Source organism: Bdellovibrio sp. (genome assembly GCF_036384735.1).
Classification (GTDB): domain Bacteria; phylum Bdellovibrionota; class Bdellovibrionia; order Bdellovibrionales; family Bdellovibrionaceae; genus Bdellovibrio.
Genome location: NZ_DASVLT010000057.1, coordinates 1 through 26,163, shown reverse-complemented (window position 1 = coordinate 26,163; position 26,163 = coordinate 1). Strand labels below are relative to the sequence as shown.

The 26,163-nt window shown below is 45.7% G+C and carries 27 protein-coding genes and 1 tRNA gene; 7 read left to right on the top strand and 21 right to left on the bottom strand.

Features of this window, described 5'->3' with window-relative positions; translation table 11 throughout:
- Positions 1-294: 294 nt before the first annotated feature.
- The 9 genes from rpoZ to VF412_RS17480 form a co-directional block, all read right to left on the bottom strand.
- Positions 295-534 (bottom strand): DNA-directed RNA polymerase subunit omega, encoded by a 240-nt coding sequence (rpoZ, locus tag VF412_RS17520; RefSeq protein WP_331340564.1) that lies wholly within the window; start codon positions 532-534, stop codon positions 295-297.
- A gap of 36 nt (positions 535-570) precedes the next feature.
- Positions 571-1,116 carry a guanylate kinase gene (gmk, locus tag VF412_RS17515; protein WP_331340563.1) on the bottom strand — a complete coding sequence of 182 codons (546 nt, stop codon included), beginning with the start codon at positions 1,114-1,116 and terminating at the stop codon, positions 571-573.
- 11 nt (positions 1,117-1,127) lie between these two features.
- The gene (locus VF412_RS17510; protein ID WP_331340562.1) at positions 1,128-2,006 is read right to left on the bottom strand and encodes a YicC/YloC family endoribonuclease; all 879 of its coding nucleotides are present in this window, start codon (positions 2,004-2,006) and stop codon (positions 1,128-1,130) included.
- Positions 2,007-2,033: 27 nt separating this feature from the next.
- Positions 2,034-2,975: a tRNA (adenosine(37)-N6)-dimethylallyltransferase MiaA gene (miaA, locus tag VF412_RS17505; protein WP_331340561.1), complete on the bottom strand. Its 942-nt coding sequence runs from the start codon at positions 2,973-2,975 to the stop codon at positions 2,034-2,036.
- On the bottom strand, positions 2,975-4,873 hold the full coding sequence (gene mutL / locus VF412_RS17500; RefSeq protein ID WP_331340560.1) for a DNA mismatch repair endonuclease MutL: 1,899 nt from the start codon (positions 4,871-4,873) through the stop codon (positions 2,975-2,977). Before mutL ends, miaA begins: the two co-directional genes overlap by 1 nt.
- 100 nt (positions 4,874-4,973) lie before the next feature.
- On the bottom strand, positions 4,974-5,555 hold the full coding sequence (locus VF412_RS17495; RefSeq protein ID WP_331340559.1) for a hypothetical protein: 582 nt from the start codon (positions 5,553-5,555) through the stop codon (positions 4,974-4,976).
- A gap of 94 nt (positions 5,556-5,649) precedes the next feature.
- Entirely contained in the window at positions 5,650-6,495 is an 846-nt protein-coding gene (locus VF412_RS17490) for an SH3 domain-containing protein (RefSeq protein ID WP_331340558.1), read from the bottom strand.
- A gap of 43 nt (positions 6,496-6,538) precedes the next feature.
- Positions 6,539-7,234 (bottom strand): polyprenol monophosphomannose synthase, encoded by a 696-nt coding sequence (locus VF412_RS17485; RefSeq protein WP_331340557.1) that lies wholly within the window; start codon positions 7,232-7,234, stop codon positions 6,539-6,541.
- 84 nt (positions 7,235-7,318) lie between these two features.
- The gene (locus VF412_RS17480; protein WP_331340556.1) at positions 7,319-7,759 is read right to left on the bottom strand and encodes a hypothetical protein; all 441 of its coding nucleotides are present in this window, start codon (positions 7,757-7,759) and stop codon (positions 7,319-7,321) included.
- An 81-nt stretch (positions 7,760-7,840) separates the two neighbouring features.
- On the opposite strand from VF412_RS17480, the gene VF412_RS17475 reads away from it, so the two are divergent.
- The 5 genes from VF412_RS17475 (at position 7,841) to VF412_RS17455 (ending at position 11,031) form a co-directional block, all read left to right on the top strand.
- Positions 7,841-8,506, top strand: a complete 666-nt coding sequence (locus VF412_RS17475) for a hypothetical protein (RefSeq protein WP_331340555.1) — start codon at positions 7,841-7,843, stop codon at positions 8,504-8,506.
- 7 nt (positions 8,507-8,513) lie between these two features.
- Positions 8,514-9,179 (top strand): hypothetical protein, encoded by a 666-nt coding sequence (locus tag VF412_RS17470; protein ID WP_331340554.1) that lies wholly within the window; start codon positions 8,514-8,516, stop codon positions 9,177-9,179.
- Positions 9,180-9,227: 48 nt separating this feature from the next.
- On the top strand, positions 9,228-9,794 hold the full coding sequence (locus VF412_RS17465; protein ID WP_331340553.1) for a Yip1 family protein: 567 nt from the start codon (positions 9,228-9,230) through the stop codon (positions 9,792-9,794).
- Positions 9,795-9,973: 179 nt separating this feature from the next.
- Entirely contained in the window at positions 9,974-10,627 is a 654-nt protein-coding gene (locus VF412_RS17460) for a Coq4 family protein (RefSeq protein WP_331340552.1), read from the top strand.
- The gene (locus VF412_RS17455) at positions 10,624-11,031 is read left to right on the top strand and encodes a hypothetical protein (protein ID WP_331340551.1); all 408 of its coding nucleotides are present in this window, start codon (positions 10,624-10,626) and stop codon (positions 11,029-11,031) included. The genes VF412_RS17460 and VF412_RS17455 overlap by 4 nt, the downstream gene beginning before the upstream one ends.
- Here VF412_RS17455 and dut read toward each other — a convergent pair.
- The 12 genes from dut to VF412_RS17395 all read right to left on the bottom strand — a co-directional run bounded on the left by dut (position 11,015) and on the right by VF412_RS17395 (position 24,651).
- Positions 11,015-11,464, bottom strand: a complete 450-nt coding sequence (gene dut, locus VF412_RS17450) for a dUTP diphosphatase (RefSeq protein WP_331340550.1) — start codon at positions 11,462-11,464, stop codon at positions 11,015-11,017. The two genes, VF412_RS17455 and dut, sit on opposite strands and share 17 nt — an antisense overlap.
- Positions 11,461-12,729, bottom strand: a complete 1,269-nt coding sequence (locus VF412_RS17445) for a pitrilysin family protein (protein ID WP_331340549.1) — start codon at positions 12,727-12,729, stop codon at positions 11,461-11,463. Before VF412_RS17445 ends, dut begins: the two co-directional genes overlap by 4 nt.
- A complete protein-coding gene (pnp, locus tag VF412_RS17440; RefSeq protein WP_331340548.1) occupies positions 12,729-14,825 on the bottom strand; it encodes a polyribonucleotide nucleotidyltransferase in 2,097 nt (698 codons plus the stop codon). Before pnp ends, VF412_RS17445 begins: the two co-directional genes overlap by 1 nt.
- Positions 14,826-15,038: 213 nt before the next feature.
- A complete protein-coding gene (gene rpsO / locus VF412_RS17435) occupies positions 15,039-15,308 on the bottom strand; it encodes a 30S ribosomal protein S15 (protein WP_331340547.1) in 270 nt (89 codons plus the stop codon).
- Between the two features lie 173 nt (positions 15,309-15,481).
- Positions 15,482-16,396 (bottom strand): tRNA pseudouridine(55) synthase TruB, encoded by a 915-nt coding sequence (truB, locus tag VF412_RS17430; protein ID WP_331340546.1) that lies wholly within the window; start codon positions 16,394-16,396, stop codon positions 15,482-15,484.
- Positions 16,397-16,411: 15 nt separating this feature from the next.
- Complete coding sequence (gene rbfA, locus VF412_RS17425) at positions 16,412-16,837, bottom strand: 30S ribosome-binding factor RbfA (protein ID WP_331340545.1); 426 nt, start codon at positions 16,835-16,837, stop codon at positions 16,412-16,414.
- Entirely contained in the window at positions 16,837-19,806 is a 2,970-nt protein-coding gene (gene infB, locus VF412_RS17420) for a translation initiation factor IF-2 (protein ID WP_331340544.1), read from the bottom strand. The genes rbfA and infB overlap by 1 nt, the downstream gene beginning before the upstream one ends.
- Before the next feature lie 137 nt (positions 19,807-19,943).
- Positions 19,944-21,338, bottom strand: coding sequence for a transcription termination factor NusA (gene nusA, locus VF412_RS17415; protein ID WP_331340543.1), 1,395 nt, complete (start codon positions 21,336-21,338; stop codon positions 19,944-19,946).
- Positions 21,339-21,410: 72 nt separating this feature from the next.
- Positions 21,411-21,932, bottom strand: a complete 522-nt coding sequence (gene rimP, locus VF412_RS17410; RefSeq protein ID WP_331340542.1) for a ribosome maturation factor RimP — start codon at positions 21,930-21,932, stop codon at positions 21,411-21,413.
- Between the two features lie 287 nt (positions 21,933-22,219).
- Complete coding sequence (locus VF412_RS17405; RefSeq protein WP_331340541.1) at positions 22,220-22,657, bottom strand: GNAT family N-acetyltransferase; 438 nt, start codon at positions 22,655-22,657, stop codon at positions 22,220-22,222.
- A gap of 2 nt (positions 22,658-22,659) precedes the next feature.
- On the bottom strand, positions 22,660-23,283 hold the full coding sequence (locus tag VF412_RS17400; RefSeq protein WP_331340540.1) for a hypothetical protein: 624 nt from the start codon (positions 23,281-23,283) through the stop codon (positions 22,660-22,662).
- A 114-nt stretch (positions 23,284-23,397) separates the two neighbouring features.
- Entirely contained in the window at positions 23,398-24,651 is a 1,254-nt protein-coding gene (locus tag VF412_RS17395; RefSeq protein WP_331340539.1) for a hypothetical protein, read from the bottom strand.
- A 283-nt stretch (positions 24,652-24,934) separates the two neighbouring features.
- Between VF412_RS17395 and VF412_RS17390 the strand changes: the two genes are divergently transcribed.
- Together VF412_RS17390 and VF412_RS17385 are read left to right on the top strand one after the other, a co-directional pair.
- Positions 24,935-25,837, top strand: a complete 903-nt coding sequence (locus VF412_RS17390) for a S1 family peptidase (RefSeq protein WP_331340538.1) — start codon at positions 24,935-24,937, stop codon at positions 25,835-25,837.
- An 82-nt stretch (positions 25,838-25,919) separates the two neighbouring features.
- Positions 25,920-26,005 (top strand) — tRNA-Leu (locus VF412_RS17385).
- Positions 26,006-26,163: the final 158 nt, after the last annotated feature.

Here is a 26,163-nt window from a genome sequence, read left to right as displayed (position 1 = left end):
TCCCCAAGACGAACAAAGTGAGTCTTTCCTTATTCACCTATCGAAGACGAAATCCTCTTAGCTAGTACTTTAGATTTTTAGGGTCGCGCGGAGTGAGGCCTTTGCCGGCGCATGGATGCGCGAACCACGACGAAGTCGTGGCGGCAACGAGTCAGGATGACGTGCCTCACGCAGCGTGATCCTAAAAATCTAAAGTACTAGCTAAGAGGATTTCCGCCGCATTCACGACGGGAGAAAAAGAAAAGGCGCACTAAAAAGTACGCCTTCGATAAAACAAGAAATGTAAAACCAAGACTATTTGTTCAAGTCTTTTTCGATTTGCTTGATAGCTTCAGAATTATCAAGAACTTCAGCATAACCAACGTTCCCGATAGCAACTTCACGCAAAGCACTTACGATGTACTTGTTGCTTTTAGTAGAAACTGTAGCTTCCGCACCTTTAAGAAGTTGTTTCGCTCTTTTAGCGACCATCAAAACAAGAGCAAATCTGTTAGGAACCTTTTCCAAACAATCTTCAACTGTGACGCGTGCCATTTTGTCTCCTTGGGATTAAAGACCGTTAAAATAACCCTAACCTAGTAATTCTTCAACGATTTTTTTGAATTGAGCGAAGGAATGGTCGAAGTTGTCGTTTACGATCTGGTAGTCGAATTTATCGGCTTCTCGCAGCTCTTTTTCGGCGTTGGCCATTCGAACCTCGATATCCGCAGGAACTCCGCCATCACGCTTTTCGATTCTGCGGCGCAGCTCGTCAATCGATGGAGGAACGATGAAAATCGTCTTTGCATCCGGGTACTTAGACTTAAACGTCAACACGCCCTGGATATCAATATCCATAATGGCTGTCTTCCCCTGCTTCCAAGCGTTTTCAATGGACTCGTAAGAAGTGCCGTAGAAATTCGTGTGAACTTTGGCCCACTCTACGAAGAAATTATCCGAGATTTTCTTTTGAAATTCGTCGTGGTTAATGAAGTGATACTGAAGACCATTCGTCTCGCCCTTGCGAATATTGCGCGTAGTGAACGTAACAATGTCGACCAAGCGATCATTTTCCTTGGTAAGTCTTTCGACAAAGCTACTTTTTCCTGCGCCGCTTGGAGCCGCGACGATAATCATCCGTGTCTTCATCATTGCACGTTTTGAACCTGTTCTCTGAGTCTTTCAATGAGGGTTTTTGCTTCTACCACAGCCTGAGTGATCTTGGCTACCTGAGACTTCGAACCAATCGTATTCACCTCGCGCAGCAGCTCTTGAGTATAGAAATCCAATTTCTTGCCCTCAGCCTGTTGAGATGAAACCAATTGGCGGTAGTTTTTAATATGTTCACTCAAACGAGTTAGTTCCTCGTTGATATCCGCTTTTTCCAGCTGAATTACGATTTCTTGAGACAATCTGGTTGGATCAATTTCATTTCCCTTAAGACGTGCGCGGATTTTTTGTTCAAACTTATCTTGAAGTTGTGCATTAGCTTCTTCACGCAAGCTTGTAATTGTCTTCACCTGTTTCTCTAGAGAAAGCAAAAGACCTTCAAGATCTTTGCGCACGGATTTACCCTCGCGCACACGTTCTTGATCACATTTCTTCGCGGCCTCTGTGAAAGCTTTTTTTAAAACTTTCTCTTCACCAGGAAACAACTCATACGTGTCTTCGATTTTGATAACTTCAGGCAAGCGCGCCATCGCTTCCAAGTGAACTTGGAATGGAACGCCCAATTCTTTAGCAAGATGCTTATATGCCGTCAGATATTTTTTCGCTAAAGCATCGTTCACCGTCATCTGCGCTTTGCCGCCGACGTTTTTCACACGACGTGAAACAAACACATCAACAGTTCCGCGCAATACACTAGCACCTAAGATTTTTTTAAGATCGCTTTCGAAAGCTACGAACTCGCGAGGCAAATGGAAACGAGGTTCCAAGAAGCGACCGTTCACAGTGCGAATGCTGACCTCTACCGTGACGTCTTTTGATTGAACTCTAGCGTTGCCGTAACCTGTCATGCTTTTCATATTGCTCTCATTCTCTCGTCTTGCGACTTATCGGGTCAAAGATTTCAGGAATTTCTCGACCAAGTCGCGGGCCTCTGGAAATCCAAGATTTCCATCAAACCACTGAATCTGTTTATCACGCTGAAACCACGTTTTTTGTCGTTTAGCGAGCTGCGAAGTATTCTTCGCAATTTCTTCTAACAATTGCTGCTCCGTCAACTCCCCGCGAATGAATGCGATGGTTTCTTTATAACCAACACTGCTCATCGGCGCCCAAGATTCCAGACCTTGATCGAGGAGGTTTTTCACCTCGTCAACCAAACCTGCCTGAATCATTTTTTGCGAACGCAAACGAATGCGCTCGCGCAGCACTTCACGATCCCAACTTGGGCCGATTTTCAAAAGCGGATATGGGAATTCTTCACGAGCTTCTTCAAATTCTTTTTGAATTTGCGTAACACTTTTCCCCTGACTGCGAATCAACTCGATAGCGCGGCCGATCCGATAATGATCGGAAATATGAATTTTTGCGCCATATTCGGGATCCACTGCCACAAGCTCTGCATGCAGTTTTTCAGGACCACCCTGATTGGCCATTTCAGCTTCCACCTGCTTTTGTAATTCAGGGGCAACCTTCGTGACGGGGTACATACCTTTTTCGACGGCCATAAAATAGAAGCCAGTCCCCCCAACCACGAACACCGGCTTGCCTTCAGGAACTTTTTCAATGGCTTCAAAAAAATCACGGGCGTAATTCCCTGCCGTCATTTCTTCAGGCGGAGCTACGTAATCCAGTAAGTAGTGAGGAACTAACAACTGCTCTTCCTTCGAAGGCTTCGCGGAACCGATATCTAATTTTTTATAGACTTGAATTGAATCGCAGTTAAAGATCACCCCGCCGAATTCTTGCGCAAGCTTTAAGGCCCACTCGGATTTACCGGTAGCCGTCGCGCCGACAACAAAAATCACAGGATTGTTTTTCTTTTTCATTAAACGATACGACCGAAATCCTTTTCCAATTTATAAAACGGATATTCAACACTCACCGGACGACCGTGAGGACAGAAGCTAGATAGTGGGAACTGATCCATTTCACGCAAAAGATTTTTCATTTGATCAATACTCAGAGCTTGCCCCGCACGAACCACTGAATGGCAGGCCATTGTCGCACAGATATCCCCTACGGCTCTTTCTAAAGAATAGCTTCCGCCTTGTTCAACAATTTCACCCGCCATGCGATCTAAGACCGTACTTAAAATCGACTCTTTAATAAATAACGGAGCTGCCTTCACACCCACTGTGCCAGGGCCTAACGCTTCGATGTGCACACCCAAACGTTCAATATCTGAAGAAAGTGTCAAAATCGCTTCCACTTTTTCCGGAGACATATCAATCGCCAAAGGGAAAAGGAAATCTTGAATATCAATCTTTCCGCCCTTCCACGCACTCATTAATCTTTCAAAGGCTACACGCTCGTGAGCTGCATGCTGGTCTACAAAAACAATCTTGTCGCGATTTTGTGTGACGATATAAGTCAGATTCGCCTGCCCCAAAACTTCAAGCGATGACCAGTAACCCGCGGATGCTGGAGTTGCTTCAGAACCAGGATCATTGAAGGATTCAACATCAGCACTGTCCGCGACAAAATTTTGACGAGATTCAGCTGCACCAGCCAAAGTCTCATAACTCACCTTCGGCTGATTGACCGTCGGGAAAGAAAAATCTTTCTTCTGGAATTGCGTGACCTTCAACGAAGAATCATCAAACGCCAGATTTTCTGTCGGCATTGCCGCAGGTTTTGTCATTGCTGCAAAATTTGGAAGACCTTGAGTTCCTTTGAACTCCACACCGCCTTGAGCTGCACCACCAAACGAAGGCGACACAGAAGAAGCCCCCATCTTCGGCACCCATGGGGCCGTTTCCAATGTCGAGCGCAAAGCCCCCGCCACGGCACGGAACGCCAATGAAGGTTCTTGGAATTTCACTTGGGACTTCGTCGGATGAATATTCACGTCGACACAATCTGGATCTGTTTCAACCCAAACCACTGCGATCGGATATTCCCCGTGCATAAGAAGATTACGATAAGCCTCATTCACGGCTGCTTGAAGACTGCGATCTTGAATCCAACGATTCTGCGCAAAAAGCCAAATATTTTTTGCAGTCTTCGCTACGTTATGAGGATCGGCGAAGACGGCATAAGCGCGCACGTTTTCACGAACCGCCTCCCCTTCGAACATCGTTTTGATTTCAAGAATCTGTTCAACACGTTCCTTGCGCGACTTACATGCCGGCCAGAATGCCACCAGTTTGCCATTTTCCTGAATACGCATTTCCACATCAAAATGTGACAATGCCATGGCTTTCAAAGTTGTTTTGATCGCCGTGTTTTCAGCAGCATCGGACTTCAAAAATTTCAACCGCGCCGGAGTATTCTCGAAAAGATTTTCAATCAGGATCGTCGTGCCTTGAGAGCCACCTACTTTATCGATGTCCTTTTTCTTTCCGTACTCACTGATAAGTTGATGAGCTTGTTCATCGCCAGGACGACGAGACGTTAAAGTCAATTTACTGACAGCCGCGATACTGGCCAAGGCTTCACCACGAAATCCAAACGTGCGAAGTTTCCATAGGTCATCTGTTTTTGAAATTTTACTTGTCGCAAATCGCTCAAGTGCTTTCGGCAAATCGCCAGGCGCCATGCCCTTGCCATTGTCGATGACTTTCACCATACGACCGCCGTCAAAAAACTCCACATGCACGCGAGTCGCTCCAGCATCGATGCTGTTTTCAACAAGTTCTTTCACTAAATGTGCGGGACGTTCAACCACCTCACCGGCAGCGATTTGGTCGACAACTTCAGGAGCTAAAACATGGATATCAGACATAATCCAGCGACTCTGCATCAGGGCGGAATGTCTGTCAAAAAAGATGCGGCTGGGTCATAAAGAAGGGCTCAAACGAGCCCAAAGACTTAGCGCGTTAGAGCTATTCTGGCTTAGGGCAAGGGCCCAAATCTTGGCATTTTAAGAGTTGCATACGAAGATGCTCTGTCTCTTGAAGAGTAAAATCCAATTCCTGATCAAATCCGTGGCGAACGCCGCCTGCCTGAGAAACAAAAATAAACGGAAATGAGCTAGAGAAATTTGCAGCCGTTAACTTTGTTCCATCATAGGAAGTAAAACGAATTTTTTCCGGGAACTTCGTCAAATTCCACATAAAGCGCGTCATTTGACCGACGGCTTTATCTTTTGCTCCGTCAAAACTTTTCCAGCATTTCACTTCTTCAACCAGAACAACTTTCTGCGAAGATTTTTCGATGACAACCACGTCCAATTCACCGATCGTCAAAGCGCCAAGATCGTATTCAATATCGCCCGTGATATCATAAGCATTTTCAGGATAAGTTTCGCGAACTTTAAGACGAGCCAACTGTTCACAAACAGCTCCATCAGGGCTGTAATTCACTTTTGTGTTTTTCAAAGCTTCAAAAGCAGCTTGAACATCACCGGCAAAAGCATGGGCAGACAAAAGGCACAACGAAAGGATCAATGTAAAACGAGTCATCATGGGGACCTTGTGCCCGTAAGCCATTGCAAAGTCCAATGTTCCCACAATGCTGCGCCCAGCAATGATAATCTTTACTTATAAATTAGAACTGATTTTAAAAATCGTAGCCGACGCCAAGACCGATACCAAAATATCGATTCTTTTCCCAATAATATTTCGCATCGGTGCGTACCGAAAACTTGCGACTGATTCGGTAAGCAGCCCCAACATCAAAGACGACTCCCAAAGCCATATCATCTGCTGAATATGCGTTCACCTGAGTGCCGTCATACAGATGCAAATCGAAATGAGAATAGCGAAGCATCGGACCAAATCCATAATACCAAAGAGCCGAAGTCCCCAGGGGCGTCACTGTCTGTAAAAGAAAATTCGCATTGATGATATAACCGCCGGCACTCTGGCCTGTGGCATCTTTGTAGTAGCTAGGAGCTCCACTTGAAAAAAGCAGATTTGCATCCGTATACACTTCACCACTGAACAGAGTGTTGAAGCCACTCCATTTCAATCCATAAAACATCACACCAGCGGAGCGCTCTTGTCCCATAGTATCTTCGGTATAATTTAAATATTCAACGACGGGTCCCCAATAACGAGAAGCAAAGAATGGATTCAAAGACTCTTCCGCCTCCTTCTTTTCCTTTTCTTCTTGGGCTTCAGCTTGTGTCGTTTCTGTGACTTTCAAAACTCCAGCACGGATATCGCTATCAGCGATCCAACCGACCGTGCCGCGCTTCAAACGAATTTTATAGAAAGGGCCTTTTTTGCCTTTAGAAATCGCAAAGACTTGACCGGGTTTCAAAGTGGCTATCACAGGAGCGTCGAAATCAGGATCACGATAAACTTGAGCGTCCTCGCCCACAATCGTTCCCTTTTGCGCCTGCGCAAAAGAGACAAAAGGAATCAGCATCAAAATTAAAAATGCCAATAAGGAAGAACGCATCAATCCCTCTATGCCTGTCTGCACTTCGGCAGCGCCGAAGTGGCTATTTAAAGCGCATCAACCACACGCGGTAGAACGCTTCAATCACGATTTTCATAGACATTTTGCTCTGCCCAACACGACGGTCTTCAAACACAATCGGAGATTCAGCCCCTTTGAAACCTTTTTTTAAGGCTTTGTATTTCAACTCAATTTGGAAGCTGTAGCCGTTTGATTCCACAGTCGACAAATCAATGCCTTGAAGAACTTCTTTCTTCCACGCATTGAAACCACCGGTCCAATCGTTCAATGGAAAACCTAAAATCAAACGAGAATAAATCCCGCCACCGCGAGAAATAATCTTACGCATGATTCCCCAGTTCACAGTGCGACCGCCATCGATATAGCGAGATCCCACTGCGAAATCATTGGCCTGCATTGTTTTGATCAAAGGACCCAAGTCTTCAGGACGATGAGAAAAATCTGCATCCATCTCTACCAATCCTTCAAAGCCATGATCCATCCCCCAACGGAAGCCGGCAATATAAGCCTTGCCTAAACCTTGCTTGCCAGGGCGAGAAAGAAGATGCAGTTGAGGAATATTTTTTTGCATTTCACGGACAATGGAACCCGTTCCATCAGGAGAATTGTCATCTACAACCAGGATATCAACACCCAAGTTTTGCGCCAAAATAGCGGCCACAATGGTCTGTACATTTTCTTTTTCATTATAAGTCGGAACGATCACCAGTGTTTTCATGGCTCTAAAGTGTCACAAACCATGACCGCTGGCAATATCAGACCGCTTGAAAGCCATGTAAGAAAGATTTTTTAAGAGATCTTTTTAGATAGAGCGGGACACTAAACGTCCCTTTTCCTTGGTTTGCAGAGCTTCCGCTTTTTTTGCAGAAATCGCAGGTAAATTTAAAGGCTTTGCCAGTAGATATTTGGGATCTTCTTTACGCAAATCCAATTGCATACGAACTTTAGAGGCCGCAGCTTCAGGATTTTTTACATACAAAATGGGATCAAATCCGCATGTGCGGCAGACCACAGCAAGTCTCCAACGAATTTGTACGAATGTTTCTGAGATCGCTAAACAGATAACAAAGGCGATGATCGCACGCGGATCAAACTCTCTCCAGATAGCGAACATGATGACGATTGAAGCCATAAGACTTGCGAGCACATTCATGAAAGAAATATTTTTCTTTCGATAAATACGGCGCGGACTTTTGCAGAAGGCACAATAGCAGTTATGTTTTGCTTGAAAGAAAGGAAACATAGAACCAGTGTGCCAAACAAGTGGTCTAGATTGAAAGTTCAATTTATGAAAAATGACAAAGCCTTGCTAGGATAAGAATATATGACAAACAAAAATTCTATTAAAGTTACGTTGGCAGGTTTTTTGTTCCTCTTAACCCCTACAATGGTCTGGGCTGCGGGTTCCTCTTATGGCTCTAACAAAGACTACGAAGAGGTCAGCTACGACGATCTTTTGAACGAGCTCACTTCAAAAAAACAAAAAATCCAGCAGGACAACAACACCGATACTCCTCGCTTGCATGCAGGTATCGGTTATGCGAATTCTTTTTCGAATATTTCCACTAATGGTCAACACTTCAGTCGTAACGCCACAGGCATTCAACTTTCAGTGGGCACTGATTTGATCTCTCCAGAGTGGTATGCGGAAGGCATCTTCAGAAATTACGGTTCGAACTCAAACGGCGCTGAAGACTTTGGTCTTCGCGAGCTTGAAGCAAAAATCGGTTATACAAATCTTTTGAAAGATGTTTGGCACTATACAATCAGCTCCGGAGTTTCAGAACGTTTCTTGAAGTTCTCGGACCCTACTCGCAATATCGATGTGAACGAGTCCACACCAGAACTTGTGATCTCTACAGGCATCTTTGCACAAGTTCATAGAAACTTGTCAGTTGGTGCTGAAGTCAGTGGTCGTACAGCGATGGTTAATAAGACATCCGATCAGAACTCGTTTGACTTTGCATTTCGCCTAAACACTTCTCTATAATGAGTGAGTGGATGTCCTTCTTTTAGCTCTTTCTTTATTTGTCTTCACCATGGCCCTCGCCGTTTTTTCAAACCGCCAGAGGGCCCGCAAAGAACTTCACTGCGAACTTCACCCTAATTGCCTGCTCACAAGATGGCCGTTACTTTTCGTCACAGGCCCACGCAGTTTCTTTTACTTCAGTGCTTACTGGAACGGATATACTTCTTATTTGGCCGAACACGGATACGAAGTTTTTAACTTACGTCTTCCCTGGAATAAAACACCCTATCGTCAAAAACGCTTCCTCGACTTCATCGAACAACAAGAAAAGCTCGGCCGCAAGTTTCACCTCTTTGTGGACCCCCCGACCTTTGGAGAGCTCGAGGAACTTTTGAGAACTCGCAATTCCCCTGCAATCATGAGTCTGACCGAGATCTCGGACAGTACGCGCTCTCATCACTCTGGGGCTCTGAAAGCCCTTCCGGTTCCATTCGCCAACGTCGAACTGCTGACGTCAGCGAAAGCGCCACTGGTAACACGCTTTACTTACGCTCTTCACAAGGTCTCATTAACAAAATATTTCTTGCCGTCATTGAGCGTTTTAGGAGCTTGCGAAGACACAGCTCTTACAAATGCCCGTCTTCTTCTGGAAAGATCTCAAGTTTTGGCCGAACAAGATTTCCGTGAAGGATAGATTTTTATTGTTCTTGCCAGGGTTAGCCCTTGGTGTTGCAATCATACTATGAGCGACTATCGAGACGTGACACCCAATCAACAGCCTGAATCTGTTCAAACAGTCAAAGAGGTCGTGCGCTACATCGCCGACTACCTTCGCCACCCAATTCATAAAATCAAAGCGATTCCTGACTGGCGTTGGTCCACGTTGATCGTGACTTTGGTGATTGTCTCTATGATCTCGGGAGTCATCACAGGCCTTGTCCCGCCAAACTTTTTCCGCATCATGAGCGGCGTGATTGTGTCTCCGATGGTGGCCGTGGTCACGGCGATGATCGGCGCTCTGTTTATTTATTATTACTTCCAAGTTTTTGAAAAGCGCACATGCTCACTTCGCCGCATTTTCACTTTAATTTTGTTCGCGAATATCCCGTTCTTTATTTTCCAAACGGGCTCGGAATTAATTCCGCCTATCACTCTGGTGGGTTTTGCATTCACGTCACTTTTGATGGCTGTGGGGCTCACTGAAAACTTCCAAATGGAAAAGCGCCGCGCCCTCCGCTTAGTCACAATCCTTTTTGCGATTGTGTTCATTTTGTGGCTGTGGAACCGTATCGACGCTGCCCACTTATAAGTTCCCAGCTCGAGCTCACACCTTCACTTCGTAGGGAGTGACAATTGTCGGCTTCTGTCGAAGATTCTGGTGATATTCCCTGCATTTAACTGCATTAAAACGGCACAAAGGTTGCTCTTTCGCATTCCAAAGATCCATGGTTCTAGTTAGAACCTCTGGAAATGCCTAAGGAGCGAGCCATGAAATTGCTTGTACGTCTTCCTCATTACCTAAGATTGTTTATTGCAATCTTCAGAATGTCGCGCAATCCAGAAGACATCACTCAAGCTTTTGAAATGTCAGATGCTCTCGACAATTTGGGCTTGAACGAAAGAATGCTGGCAAGACTGTCCTCAGACCCTGAATGCTTGCAAGTTATTAAAAGCCGTAAACGCCTAAAGGAAATTGATCTGCACGCACTACAAAAACTTCCCGAAGGAACGTTCGGTCGCATCTTTGCCGACCACATGTTACACAATAATTTAGATCCAAACTATTACCGTGCTCCTGAGATTAAACGCGATATCGACTACATCGTGACCCGTAATCGTGAAACTCACGACTTCTGGCACATTGTTACAGGCTTTGATACATCTCGCGTCGGCGAAATCAGCATTCACGGATTTATGATGGCGCAACTCGAAACTCCAATTTCATCGATTCTTGCGGGAGGTAGTTTATTCACGGCATCTCTCGCGCGCCCTCAACATCTGACTAAAATTTGGAATGGTATTACGACGGGTTACACAATGGGAACCAAAGCGAAGCAATTATTTGCAACGGATTGGGAATCTCTTTACGCCACCCCTTTGACTGAAGTTCGTGAAAGACTTCAACTTCCGCAGGTGTCATGAAAAAGCAAACACTCCTCAATAAATCGAATATTATTTCAGTTCCCGGCGCAGGTTTGCTTTGGGGAACATGGGCTTACTTTTCAAATATCCAAGGCCACCCAACAGAGGTCGCGCTGAAAGCCGCCATCACGCAAGGTGTTTACAGTTCGGTGATGACTCTTTATATGGTTTTCTCAGTTTATTTCTTTTGGACTAAAACTAAACACACACGCTTGGCAAAAATATGGCCCACGATTTTAACCGCAGGCCATACTGGATGTTTGCTTGTGTTGGCGCATACTTTAAATCACACGCCTAATATTTTAAGAACCGTCTGTCCACCAATTGCAGTGACGACGTTATTCTGTTTGTTCTTAACAGCTCAATATAACAAAGCCGAACAAACAATTACGCGCGACCTGTAGAACCAAAGCCGCCTGCACCACGCTCAGTGTCCGAAAGTTCAGAAACCACTTCGAACTGAGCTTGGTAAACCGGTGCAATTACCAATTGAGCACAACGCTCTTGATCGTTGATCGTCACAGACTCGTTACCAAGATTGATCACGATGATCTTCACTTCACCACGATAATCAGCATCGATAGTTCCCGGAGTGTTCAAAACAGTCAGACCACTTTTCGCAGCCCAACCACTGCGCGGACGCGCTTGAATTTCATAACCTAATGGGATTTCAAAGCTCAAACCCGTTGGAATCATCGCACGCTCCCCCGGATTCAAAACCACCGGGCCGCTCAATTGTGCACGAACATCAACGCCGCTGGCGCCAGCAGATTGATATGCAGGAAGCTCACCACGGAAATTTTCTAGTTTTTTGATTTTTACTGCGATTTTATTCATAGCTCTAAGTCTCCCCACCAGTCTTTAACGTCATTCACGCCAGGTCCCAATAAAACACCAGAAGCTTGGCCGAGATCAATTTCATTGCATAGATAATGATTCACAGAATCCACAGTCACTTCGTTGATCTCTTCGATGACCGATTCCACAGAGCGATATGCTCCAAATACCATTTCATTCACCGCCAAAGAGGTCATACGATTTTCAATATCGTCCGATCCTAGCAAAATGCTGCCCTTGACTTGAGTCTTAAACATCTCCACGTCATTTTTAGAAACCCCATTTTTTCGAAGTTTCGCAAATTCTTTGGAAATTAAATCTCCCACCTTGCGCACGTTCTTCGCCTCGGTTCCCGCATAGATATTCAACATGCCAGAATCGATGTTCGTGTTCAGGCTCGAAAAAATAGAATAAACCAAACCCTTCTTTTCGCGTACACTTTGATACAACTTCGAGGTCATCCCGCCACCTAGCAAGGTGTTTAGGATCACTGCTTCGAAGCGATATTTATCTTTAAACGACGCTGTCGGAAGTCCCAACAACATATGAACTTGCTCTGCTTGTTTTTCAACGACATGACGACGCTTCAACCAACGAGGTTTCTTGCGTGTATCACTCAGTTTGCATTGCTGCTTTTTACCCAAGTGCTTTTGTACGCCGGCCATAAAGTCTTCGTGATGCAAGCAGCCCGCCGCACTGATGATGATGTTGCTGCCCGTGTAGTTCTTTTTATAATAAGACATCACCTGGGATTGCTTCATCAACGCGATAGACTTTGGTGTCCCTAAAATAGGACGACCCAAAGGATGAGAACCATAAACTTGATCATAGAAAATATCATAGATCACGTCCTCGTGGTTGTCTTCAGACATGGCGATCTCTTGCAAGATCACGCCCTTCTCAAGACCGAATTCTTTTTCTGTCAGCTGCATGTTGGAAACAAGATCTGACAAAACATCCAAAGCTTTTTCCCAATGATCCTTCAACACCAAAGCGTGATAACAAGTGTATTCACGAGTGGTGTATGCGTTCAGATCACCGCCCAAGGCTTCCAAAGATTTTGCAATTTGATAAGCGCTGCGAGTTTTCGTGCCCTTGAATACCAAGTGTTCAAGCAAGTGCGACATCCCTGCAATTTCAGGAATCTCGTCACGAGTGCCGGTTAAAACCCACATGCCGATAGAAACGGCACGGGACCCTGGATGAAATTCACTCATCACCCGGATCCCGTTAGAAAGTTCAGATTTTTTGAACTTGATAGACATTACTGATTCAAAAGCGCCTTGCGAGAAAGCTTGATACGACCCGCACGGTCTACTTCAAGAACTTTCACATCGATCATTTCGCCTTCTTTAAGAACGTCAGTGACGGCACGAACGCGCTCGTTAGCGATCTCAGAGATGTGTAGCAAGCCTTGAGTATTTGGCAAGATTTCTACGAAAGCACCGAACTCAGCGATTTTCACTACGCGGCCTTTATAGACTTTACCAACTTCAGCTTCAGCGATGATGTCGTTGATCATAGCGATAGCTTTCTTAGTTGCTTCTGGGTCAGCAGATGCAATGTGGATAGTACCATCGTCTTCGATCTCGATCTTAACGCCTGTTGCTTCCGTGATACCACGGATCACTTTACCGCCAGAACCGATCACTTCGCGGATCTTATCTGGTTTAATTTTGATAGTCTCAATACGAGGTGCAAATTCAGAAATTTGACCACGAGGAGTTCTCATCACTTTTTCCATTTCGTTCAAGATGTGCGAACGACCGTCTTTAGCTTGCGCCAAAGCTTGTTCCATCACTTCGAAAGAAACAGAGTCAATTTTGATATCCATTTGAAGAGCCGTGATACCCGATGGAGTACCAGCAACTTTGAAGTCCATGTCACCCAAGTGATCTTCGTCACCCAAGATGTCAGTCAAAACCGCCACGCGATCGCCTTCTTTGATCAAGCCCATTGCCACACCGGCAACGTTGCCTTTCAAAGGAACACCGGCATCAAGAAGTGCCATAGTTCCAGAGCACACAGTACCCATTGAAGATGAACCATTTGATTCCAAAACTTCAGAAACTACGCGGATTGTGTATGGGAATTTTTCGTGATCAGGAAGAACTGGCTTCAACGCACGTTCAGCCAAGTTACCGTGACCGATTTCACGACGACCTTGACCACCGAAACGACCCACTTCACCTACAGAATATGGAGGGAAGTTGTAGTGAAGCATGAACTTACGTTTTTGAGTGCCCAAAAGAGCATCAACCATTTGTTCGTCATCGCCAGTACCCAATGTCACAGTACCCAAAACTTGCGTTTCACCACGAGTGAACAAACCTGAACCGTGCGCACGTGGCAACAAGCCCACTTCGTTCGCGATAGGACGTACAGTTTTTACGTCACGACCGTCGATACGAACGCCACGATCCAAGATCATGAAGCGAGCTTCATGATACTTAAGTTCTTCAACGATCGTGTTTAATTCTTTCTTACGTTGTTTCAACAAGTCTTTGTCAGCGATATCTGCAAGAAGAGTTTTCTCTGCATCAGAGGCCGCCAAGGCTGCAGCCGCATAACGATCTTGTTTTACTTTGATCGCAAGAGCTTCAGCAATACGAGGCTTCAAGAAAGCTTCCGCCTTCGTTCTGAAGTCCGCATCGATAGTCGCTGCTGTGAAAGCACGTTTAGCTTTCGAACCCATTTTTTCACGCAATTCATCTTGCGCATTCAAAAGAGGCATCATGGACTGATGACCGAATTTCAAAGCAGCCAAAACATCTGCCTCAGAAATGAATTTCGTTTCACCTTCAACCATCAACAAACCATTGCGAGTACCCGCAACAATGATATCCATGTCGGATTTTTCCATTTGCTGTGGAGTTGGATTCGCAACGAATTGACCATCAACGCGACCTACTTGAACCGCAGCTGTTGGACCGTTGAATGGAATATCAGAAAGGTGAAGAGCTGTGGATGCACCCAAGCTCGCCAAGATCTCTAATGGGAATGCGCCATCCGCAGAAAGAACAGTCGCCACAACTTGTGTTTCGTGACGGTAGCCTTCAGGAAATACTGGGCGGATTGGACGGTCGATCAAACGCGCAGTCAAGATCGCGTCGTTTGTTGGTTTACCTTCACGTTTGAAGTAACCACCTGGAATTTTACCAGTCGCATAGAACTTCTCGATGTATTCCACTGTCAAAGGGAAGAAGTCGAGTTCAGAGGCTTTTTTTGAGGAAACTGCTGTAACCAAAACCATATTGTTACCAGAAGTGACCAAAGCAGCGCCATCTGCTTGTTTTGCCAAACGGCCTGTTTCGATAGTGATTTGTTTCCCGCCTACCGAAGTTGTAACAGTCGTTTTCATTATTTCTCCTTGAAATTCTGGCTAAGCCTGTGTGCTTCGCCGTATGTGAAGGGCTGTCTACCCTTCGAATCTTTTATTGTTTCTCTTGTTTAATTCTTTTTTATTTATTCGTTCTTTTCAATCACTAGTGTGAGGCCAGTCGAATCTGACAACGCACTAGATCTAAAAACATTGAAGGGGCTTCTCGGCCCCTTCAACTTTCTTTCACTCAGATTATTTACGGATATCAAGAGCTTTAAGAACTGCTTGATAAGACTTAACGTCTTTACGGTGAAGATAATCCAAAAGCTTACGACGTTGATTAACCAAAGTCACAAGACCACGACGACCGTGGAAATCTTTTTTGTGAGTTGAGAAGTGACCAGTCAAATCATTGATTCTTGCAGTCAAAAGCGCGATTTGCACTTCTGCAGAACCAGTATCTAGTCCGCTAGTTTGGAATTTTTTAACGATTTGCTCTTTTTGTTCTTTAGTGACTGCCATTAAAGTCTCCTGTTTTCCTGCTCTTACGAGCTTTAAATCCACCGTCACACAATGCTTCGGTTTGCCCCGCCTTACGATCGTCATGGCTGTCGACCCCGGCAGGAAGTTAAGGTTCTATATGTTCCAACGAGGCCGGTCAAGGCCTTCCTACTTCGACAGAATCAGTATACGGGCTAGTATTTGAAGACCCGGCGAAGGACAAATCCCCGCCCTGGCTCAAGCCCCACTAGGGCCAAAAGCTGCCCTCCATCCTGGGCTATAACCTGAACGTATTGGTCTTCCTCGGGCTTAAATAGCGAAATAAGCTGGGACCGTAGATCATGACTGATCTGTCCATTCCCCAAAAGCACCTGATCTTGGCCTTTAACTCGAATTCGTTTGATTTGAGACAAAGCCAGGTCCATTTTCACAAAAGCCGAACTTAACACGCCCTTCTTAACGCACTCTTCGATATCCTCAAGGGTTTGAGCCTGTTCCAGAATATATGGAGCCGAATAGGTTCTGCGCAAACCGCTCATCGTCGCCCCGCAACCCAAAGCCTGCCCCAGAAGGTCCACCCATGTGCGGATGTAGCTCCCTTTCGAGCAACGAAGGTCGAATTCAGCCCAATCAGCTCCCATTCCTAAAAATTTGATATCCCAGAAATTCATAACCTTTTTGGGAATCACAACTTCTTTGTCTTGACGAGCGTACTCGTAAAGCTTCTTACCTTGAACTTTGATCGCCGAGTAAATCGGAACTTCCACTTCCATCTCGCCAGACAAATTCATGGCTTCACGAAGTAAAGATTCTTGATCCAAAGTAACAGGTTTAGTTTCTAGAACCTCACCCGTAACGTCCAAAGTATCCGTACGAATTCCAAATTGAATGCGCACACGATAGCCCTTGTCGCCTTCTAAAATATACTGGCTGAGTTTTGTACCCTCGTTGATTAAGCATGCCATCAAGCCCGAGGCCATGGGATCAAGAGTACCAGAATGTCCTACAGATTTAGTGCCAAGAATACGGCGCAAACGAGAGACAACGTCATGACTAGAAATTCCTGATGGCTTATCAACCAGCAAGAGACCGTTGAATTGGGAACTCATTTAGAAAAACTCCAACTATTCGTCGTCAGACTCAGAATGATCTGCTTCAGTATCGCCGGCTTCCGCCGAAGGATTTTTTTGTTTTCTTTCGGTTTCAAGATCTTGAAGGATGCGCTCTACTTTCAAAACCTGCTCCGTCGTGTGATCCGGAAAGAAAGTCAACTTAGGGCAATAACGCATTTTCAATTCCTTGCCGATGAAGTTTTGAATTTCAAAAGCACGCTCTTGCAAAAGCTCAATCGTTTCTTCCTGCTGTTTATCAGAGCCTAAAATGCTGACATACACTTTTGCCGCGCGAAGGTCCGCCGGCATTCTTACAGAGGCCACCGTCACCAAACCTGGCAACGGCGTTTTAAAACCACGAATCAAAAACTGAGCGATGGTAGCTTGAATCTCTTTTTCCACACGAGCGACCCTGCGCCCATCACCCATATTTTTCATTAGTTAGCTCCGCCAGAAAGTTCACGAGCCACTTCTTTTTTCACGTATGCTTCCATCATATCGCCCACTTTAACGTCGTTATAGTTTTCGATACCGATACCGCATTCGTAACCTGCCGCCACTTCTTTCGCGTCATCTTTGAAGCGTTTCAAAGAAGAAATCTTTCCTTCGTAAACGATTTTATTTTCACGAAGCAAACGAATCGAGTTGTTACGTTGAACTTTACCATCAAGAACGAAGCAACCAGCAATCAAGCCGACTTTAGGTACGTTGAATGTGTTACGCACTTCTGCGCGACCCATAATTTCTTCCACCACATCTGGAGAAAGAAGACCCGCCATCGCGGCTTTCATTTGATCGATCAATTCGTAAACAATTGAATAAGTTCTGATGTCGACACCCAACTGTTTCGCCTTAGCTTGCGCGCCCAAATCAGGACGTACGTTGAAGCCCAAAACGATACCTTTTGAAGTGTTCGCCAAAGTCACGTCGTTTTCGTTGATACCACCAACAGCCGCGTGGATAACACGCGCTTTAACTTCCGGAGTGGAAATCTTAGCAAGCATGCCGTTGATTGCTTCCAACGAACCGTGAACGTCTGCTTTCAAGATGATCGCAAGCTCTTTCACATCGCCCGTTTTAACTTTCGCGAAGATCTCATCCAAAGAAAGTTTTTGCGCAGGTGCATTCGCAATTGCAGCAGCTTTTTCTTTACGAAGAGTCGACATTTCTTCAGCAGTTCTTTCATCTTTAACGATGTCGAACTGATCACCCGCTGCTGGAACACCGTCAAGACCCAAAACTTCCACTGGAAGTCCAGGACCGACAGATTGAACTCTTTCGCCTTTATCGTTCATCAAAGAACGAACGCGACCTTTCATAACACCAGCAACGATGTATTGGCCTACTTCAACAGTTCCGTCTTTAACTAGAAGTGTTGCAACAGGGCCTTTGCCTTTTTCCATTTTCGCTTCGATCACAAGACCTGTGCCCGAACGTTTTGGATTGGCTTTAAGTTCTGCAACCTCAGCAACAAGTTTGATTTGCTCAAGAAGCTCTTTCAAACCTGTTTTCTTCAATGCAGAAACTTCCACGAAGATCGTGTTACCGCCCCATTCTTCTGGAACGATTTGAAGTTCAGTCAATTGTTGCTTGATACGCTCTGGATTCGCCCCTGGCTTATCCATTTTATTCACAGCAACGATGATAGGTACGCCTGCCGCCTTAGCATGATTAATAGACTCTTGAGTCTGTGGCATCATACCGTCGTCAGCCGCAACTACGATAACCGCTATATCCGTCGCATTCGCACCGCGAGTACGCATAGCCGTGAAAGCCTCATGGCCCGGAGTATCTAGGAACGTAATCAAAGAACCGTCATCAAGTTTTACAGAGTATGCACCGATGTGCTGAGTGATACCGCCGGCCTCGCCTGCAGCTACGTCAGCTTTACGGATAGCATCTAGCAACGATGTCTTACCGTGGTCGACGTGACCCATGATTGTTACAACTGGTGGACGAGTGACTTTTTCAGCCTCCAAATCACCGAACGCTGTTTCTTGCGCAACTTCTTCCGCAGTTTTGAAGACGTTTTGTGCTTCCCAACCGAACTCTGGAACGATCAAAGCGATCGTATCGAAGTCAAGGTCCGTGTTCATGTTAGCCATCACGCCGTTCGTCATCAAAACTTTAACGAGTTGTGGAGCTTTTAAGCCCATTTCCATCGCAAGATCAGACAACTTCATTGTGTTATTAACTTTAACAACGCGTTTGTGCGCTGCTGCGGTAGTAATTTGTGTTTTCATCGCTTCACGATCCAACATGCCCTTTTTCTTTTTAGGCTGGAAGACCATTTCACGTTTACGGAATTCAACCGCGTTGAAGTCCTTTACTTCCTCTTCTTTTTCCTTCTCGCGCACGCTTGGGCCAGCACCGAAGCCAGCAGGACCTGCCGCTGGAGCCGCAGTTCCGAAGCGCTTACGCTTATCAAAGTCACGATTTTGGAAGTGACCACCTGTCTCTGGCATTGGTTCTGGTGGAGCCGCTTGCGCTACGAAACCAGGACGAATGTTACGAGTTGGTGCACCACCCGCAGGACGGTTGAAACCGCCTGGACGTGGAGTAAAGCCCCCACCTTGTGGACGATCGCTATTGAAGCCACCGCCTTGGCCCGCCGGACGAGGTGTGTATCCACCTTGAGGGCGATCACCTTGTTGGCGCTGTGGCGCTTGAGTTTGAACGCGGGAAAGATCCATACGTCCAATGATATTTCTTTTTGGAGTTGTTGCTGGAGTTGAAGAACTCGCAACACCGCTAGTGCCCACGACAACCTCTTTCTTACGAGCTTGCGGAGCCGCCACCGGAGCTACCGGTGCGGGTGCCGCTTCCGCCCCTTGAGTTGGAGCCGCTGCTGCTGGAGCAGGTGTTTCTACTTTTTTCGCTACTGGCGCTTCAACTTTTGCTTCTACAGCTGGCGCTTCCATCTTAGCCGCCGGAGCTTTCGCTTCTGGGGCTGCTGGAGCTTCTTCCTGCGTTGGAGCAGGAGCTGCTGTTTTCTTAACTACAACACGTGTTGTTTTCGCAGGAGCCGCTGTTTCTTCAGCTTCTTCCACTTCAGCTTCTGGTTTAGAGATGACTTTCGCCTTCGTCTCTACCGGAGCCGCTTCTTCTTTTTTACGACGGATGACAGGAGACTTCGCTGGAGTCGCCGCTGTGGCCTCAGCTTCTGCAGCAACTGCCGGAGCTGCTTTCTTAGCTGGAGCTTTTCTAGTCGCTGCTTTCTTAGGCTTCGCTTCTTCAGTGGGAGCGCCACCGCCGCTGAGCTTAATTTTAATTTGCTCTAGAACACTTGGCTCTAGTTCTGCCATGTGAGATTTCACAGGCAAATTCCACTCGCGGATTTTATCCATGAGGGCTAGCGGGGTCATCCCGACTTCTTTGGCAAATTCAAAAACTTTTGGATTACTCACTCAGTCTCCTGCTTACACTCCGGCTTCACCGGAGTAGCTATTAGCACTCCGACAATGCCGGAGTAATTACTTTTTTAATCACTAACGCTGTTTCAGCTATCACCTGCCAGGGCGACAGCTCTGCCGGCTTCCGCCGACTACTCTTCATCCGCTTCTTGAGAGTTGAGTTTTTGCAACTCTTGCTTCAATAAAGCGTCGGCCTGTTCTTTCGCAGAACTGCCTGATTGTTTACTTGCTGCAGACGGAGCTGTCGGCACTGGAATACCTTCAGCTTCATACTTCTTCACAACAGCTTTCGCGTCGTTCAAAAGTTTTTCTGCTTTATCTGGATCATCGTAACCAGGGATCGTCATGATATCCTGTACTGTTGCAGATGCCACAGATTGGAATGAACCGAAACCAGATTGGAAGATGTTTTGAGCCATTGTCTCATTCATGCCTGGGATCAACATCAAGTTGAAGATTGATTCCGCAGTACGTGAAGAAGCAGATGATTCAGAGATGATATCCAATTTCCAAGTCGTCAATTTAGCTGCCAAGCGAACGTTTTGACCACGTTTACCGATTGCCAAAGACAATTGAGAATCTGGAACAACGATTTCCATCTCACGGTTGCTGTCATCCAAAAACACGCGAGAGATTTCAGCCGGAGCCAAAGCGTTGCACGCGAAACGAGTGATATCTTCGTCCCAAGGAACGATATCGATTTTCTCGCCACGAAGTTCTTGTACGATGTTTTGTACACGAGAACCCTTCATACCTACGCAAGCACCCACTGGATCTACAGAGTTGTCTTTAGAACGAACCGCGATTTTCGCGCGTTGGCCTGGCTCACGAGCCGCTGCCATGATCTCAACAACACCGTCATAGATCTCTGGAACTTCCATTTCGAAAAGTTTCATCAAGTAACGCTCATCAGCGCGAGACATGATGATTTGTGGTCCACGAGTCGTTTGGCGAACCTCTGACAAGTAACCTTGAATGCGATCGCCTGGCTTGTATTGTTCGCCAGGGATTTGTTCACGTGGTGGGATGTACGCTTCAGTACGACCCAAATCCACAACGATAGCACCTTTTTCTACGCGACGAGCAATACCAGACGCGATCTCACCTTTACGTTCTTCAAATTCATTGAAGATGATGTTGCGTTCAGCATCACGCACTTTTTGCATGATGATTTGTTTCGCAGTTTGAGCTGCGATACGGCCCAAATCTTGGGCTTCCATCTTGATACCAATAGAATCGTCCAATTGAACGTTTGGATCCAATTTTTGAGCTTCGTCGTAAGGAATTTCAACTTCCTCATCTACGAATTTTTCACGAGGAACGACTTCTTTGAACTCGAAAAGTTCAACTTCGCCAGTCTCTTCGTTGTAAGCGGCTTCGATTTCACGGTAAGTACCGTATTTTTTACGAGCTGCTACAAGCATCCCTTGAGTGATCGCATCGATAACAACCTGCTTATCGATACCTTTGTCTTTTCCAACTTGTTCAATCACTCTGGAAAGATCTGAAAACATATTTTCAGCCATGGTTCCCCCATCATCTACAAACCCCGACTCCGCCGAGGCGCTTGCTAGACTCCCGCTACGCCGGAGTCTTCTTTATTTCTTCTGACCTTTAACAATCTCAAACAATACTTTCGCTTTATCGATCATGTTGTACGGGATTTTGAAATCCACGTCATTGACCACAAAACGAACGCCTTCGTCATCAGCAGATTCGATAACCTCTTCCACTGTCTTCGCGGCCTTCCATTTTTTATCTGTCACGCCGGCGCTCTCAAGAGCCTTCGTCGTTTTCAAATAAACTTTTTTGCCAACGGCTTTTTTAAAGTGCCATGGCTTTATCAAGTGGCGCTCTAAGCCCGGCGTGGAAACTTCTAAGTTATAAGCTCCACCTGGAATAATATCCTCAACGTCTAAAAGAAGATTCAACGCTTTAGAAACGTTTGAACAATCATCAAGACTGATCGCACCTTCTTCTTCTTTATCGATGAACAAACGCAAAGTTCTGCCCTTGCCAGCACCAACGAATTCGATATCGTAAATGAAACACCCCTCGCGAGTTGCCGCATCGTTGGCTAACTTTTCAACTTTTTCCATCCAAGATGAAGTCTCTGACATTCCAACTATCCTTACAGTTCACTAACAACAATAGCCCACGTCTCCCTGAGACGGGTGGTTTCAGCTTGCTGTGAAGTGATTCCTGCTAGAAAGTATCTCAAAGAAATCAAAGATACCTGCAGCAACGTACGGCTCAAACGCTTACGAAAAACGTATCTGGCTGTACGGCCCGTTCCGAGAAATCCCACTGAAGGGAATCGGTGGCAAAAAAAAATGGGCCTATAGGGCCCATCGAACGAACCTAAAGTAGCAAAAAAATCGAATCTGTGCAAGGACTTATCTCGCCCCTAAGGACATGAGTACAGGAGCGCCGTTGCCCCATCTTTATAATATCTCGGTCTGCGCCCACTGAGCCTAAACCCGAGTTTTTCATAGAGTTTTTGTGCCGCCACATTTTCAATGTGAACTTCCAACCACAATTCCTTCTCCTGACCCTTTGCGGCGATCAGATGCTTCAGCAAGGCCTCCATCAACCTCCGACGACGAAATTGAGGATGAGTGGCGACCAAAGAAATCTCCCACGCGGTTGGAAGTTCTCGATAAAGGACAAAACCCGCAAGCTGGCCGTCCTCAAAAACACCAACTGCTTCTGCCGTTGCCATCTCTGCACCCAATAAGTCCTTTGGCCAGTAAAAGCCCGCATGCAGCCCTTGTTCGGCAATGATGGCCTCCACCAAGGCACGCATTGCAGACTTGTGAGGACTTAACAGAGTTTCGATTTCCATAACTAACCCGAGATAAAATTACGAACCTTGTATTTGCGTTTAATTACTTCAAACCAAGAACGCAGACGCTCTTCCAACTGCTGTTGAGCCAAGAAGGCCTTGATGTTTTCTTTGAATGACTCGAAAGCCATGTTACCGAACTTCACACGATTTTTCTCATAATAGGCTTCAGCCTCATGATCTGTGATAATGCCGGTCATACTGCTCGTTTTAAATTTCAGGAAATTTTTAGATACGAATTTACGAGTCGTAAAACGCTTCAACTCTACCGGCGAAACCTCCAATTGAGACCAATAAGGTTTTCCCGCAACAGCCTTCTCAACTTTTCCCACGGCTTCTTGAACATCGCGGTCGTTGACCTTGGCAACACTGAAGCTTTCTGCTTCGGTCGCGACAACTGTTTCAAGCAACACAGATGCGACAGCCGTGCGAAATCCCGCTTGATCTGGCAAAACTTCAATCGACGTAGGAACCCCTTTGCCTGGAAACAAAATTCTTTCAATAGCTGTCGAGATTTGCACTTCCCGACTGGTGGTCACATAGTCAGCAACTTGACCGACCGTCTCTGTCACCATTGTGGCAGCTTGAACCTGGGAAGAAAAAAGAAGAGCGAATAGAAGGTGCATGGATTGATCTTCGCCGAAAGAATCCGCGAAGTCCAGCGGCTGAAATGACAAAGCACAATACCCGCCATTTCTGGCAGGTATCGTGTCACCACAGACTTTAACTTTTCGAACAAATTAGAAGTAGAAACGACCTGATACTGACATGACGTAGTATTGAAGTTTCTCAATCGGAGTACCGTAAGCTGGTGTATTCATCCATGTGTTAGATGATGAATCAACACGGCTCGACATATTCCACATATAACGGAAGTCTAGACCCAAAGCGTACTTAGGGCTCAACTCAAGGTCCACACCGGCAAGAGCACCAAGGTCAATCGCGCTAGAATTCGCAGTTGAATCATTGTTGTATGCATAACCAGAGTTGTTGTTAGACCACGCAAACGTTCTGTAAGAGTAAGAAGCCAAAGCACCAACAACAGGTCTGATAATACCAGAGAACAACTGAAGTTTAGCAGCGATTTGACCTGAATACTGATTCACATCCACGTTGTTTGGAATGTAAACAGTTCCACCGTAAGGGCTCAAGTAAGAATAATTACTTACGTAACCGCCACCTTGGTCAACTGTGTAGTTCGAGTACAAGAATGTACCTTCAACGATGAAGTTGTCATACTTGTTACCGAAAGACACACCCAAAGAGTAATTACCTTTTACGTTACGAACATCTGGCAAATCAGCAACACCGGCCATGATTGAAACGTATTTGTTTTCAATCGGAGCTTGCGCAGCCGCTTCTTCGTCTTTTCTAGCCGCTGCTAGCTCTTCACGAATAATGTCGCGAGTGTTTTCTTTTGGTTCTTGTACTTGTTGTACAGGAACTTGCTGAACAGGAGCTTGAACTTGCTGTACTTGTTGAACTTGTACAGGTTGTTGCTCTTGTTGATTATTTAATTGATTGAATTTATCACCGAACAATACGTTAGCTCTTTTCTTTTCATCTTCCATACGAGACTGCTCGAGCTTTTCAACGATTCTTTGTTCAGTTTGAACTTCAGCGTCCTGACGGCTCTTACGGATTTGTTCCGCACGAGACTCAGTCAATGGAGTCGCCTCAATAACAGTCGTAGGTTGTTTTTGAACCTGAGATTGCTGTTGAACCTGAGCTGAAGCAGTTGAAGGAGCCTGATTCAAAATATAAATAGGCTGGCTACCATTCAAATTAAGCGGCTGAGCTTGTTGAGGGGCCTGCTGAGCGCCTTGTGCTGCTTGCATAGCATTGACGTTCGCAGTTTGAGTGTTGGCTGCAGCAGCCTTTTGGCCCGAATACATCTGGTCCAATTCTGCATCAACATCGTTCTCGATACTTTGTGCAAGGGCGAAAGTCGGCGCCATGCTCAAAGCCGCGAGGATATAGAAATACTTTTTCATAAAGTCTCCTGTGGTAGTGATTAACTAAAACCTTTTAAGTCGAGGAACCGCTAGAGCAAGGCCGATGCCAACTTGGCCGCGTTTCGTCCACGGTGTCTAAGTTATTGATATTTGCCAATTCTGGGCAAAAGGTGCCGAGAACTCGTTTCGTGCCCCAGCATAAAAGAGTGACAACACTCAGAACGCTTTCTGAAAACCTTTCAAACTGGAGTCATTTCGCCCCAAGCCATATTCAAATTTGGTAAAACCAAACTTCATTTTGATTTCTATATATGGAGAATCCATGAAGACGTCCTTATTTGCTGGCACGTACGTTGTTGCCTTGTCTTTGTCTTTATCTCTTGTGGGTTGTAGCGGAGGGAGCTCATCTGATGCTTCCGTTGAAGTTCAAAACTGTGAAATCGCCGGGCAGTCTTACGGCATTATTAATGGTCAGACTCTCTCCATTGGAAATCCACTCTCTGAAAGCACCGTGATGGTGATCCATATTTCTGGAGACGATGCCGAGCTTTGCACCGGGACATTGATTGATAATGACAAGGTTTTAACGGCAGCTCACTGTACGTCACGTTATTCATGGGACAAAACCTTGATTGCTTTCACAAATAATCTCGATTGTGCAGCAAAAGCTAAAACCAGAACGATTCGCACGGTTACAGACAAGATTATTAACGACTCTTACGTTTACGACGAGAATACGCCAAGCAATGCCCAGTATGATTTGGCGATCTTGAAATTTTCTGGAAGCGTTCCTTCGCAATATAAAGTACGTGCCCTGCCGTCAAAAAGCTATGACCCTACAAAAGCTGAAGAGCTTATCTATAGCGGCTATGGCAAAACAGATGAAGATGATAAGGACTCCTCTGGCACATTACGGTTTACAACTGCCGCCCCCAAACGTCTTTCACATAGTTTCTATATGAAGCGCTCGGGCCAAAGCTATTCCTTCGAGAAAGTCCTTGTGACAGAGCAAAGTCAAAACGGTGTTTGCAACGGCGACTCCGGTGGTCCTTTGTATGCGAAGGATAAAAATGGAGGCCTGACTTTGATTGGTGTAACCTCCATGGTCGCGGATAACAATGCGGCTTGGAATCAATCCCCTCGCCTTTGCCATGGAATCTCTTTATTCGTGAGTGTTCAGGCACAGCTGGATTGGATCGAGAAAACAATGCAGCAGCTTAATTAGTGAGCATTTCGTTATAAAATGCGCTGCATTTAAAAAAAGAGCTTGAGGTTTGACCTCAATTTCCGTAAAAACTTTCTTCTACGCGGGTGTGGTGTAATGGTAGCCACGAGAGACTCAAAATCTCTTGGATTCACGTCCGTGGGGGTTCAAGTCCCTCCACCCGCACCAAACTTCCCCAAATCAAAGGTTCTACGGTTCTACGGTTCTACGGTTCTACTCACTTCATGGTGGAACTTTATCCAAAACACACAAAAATCATAAACTTAGCAGACGAAGCCTGTAGTTTTTAAAGCTTCTAAATCCGAAAGCCCGCTTCTGCAACAGTT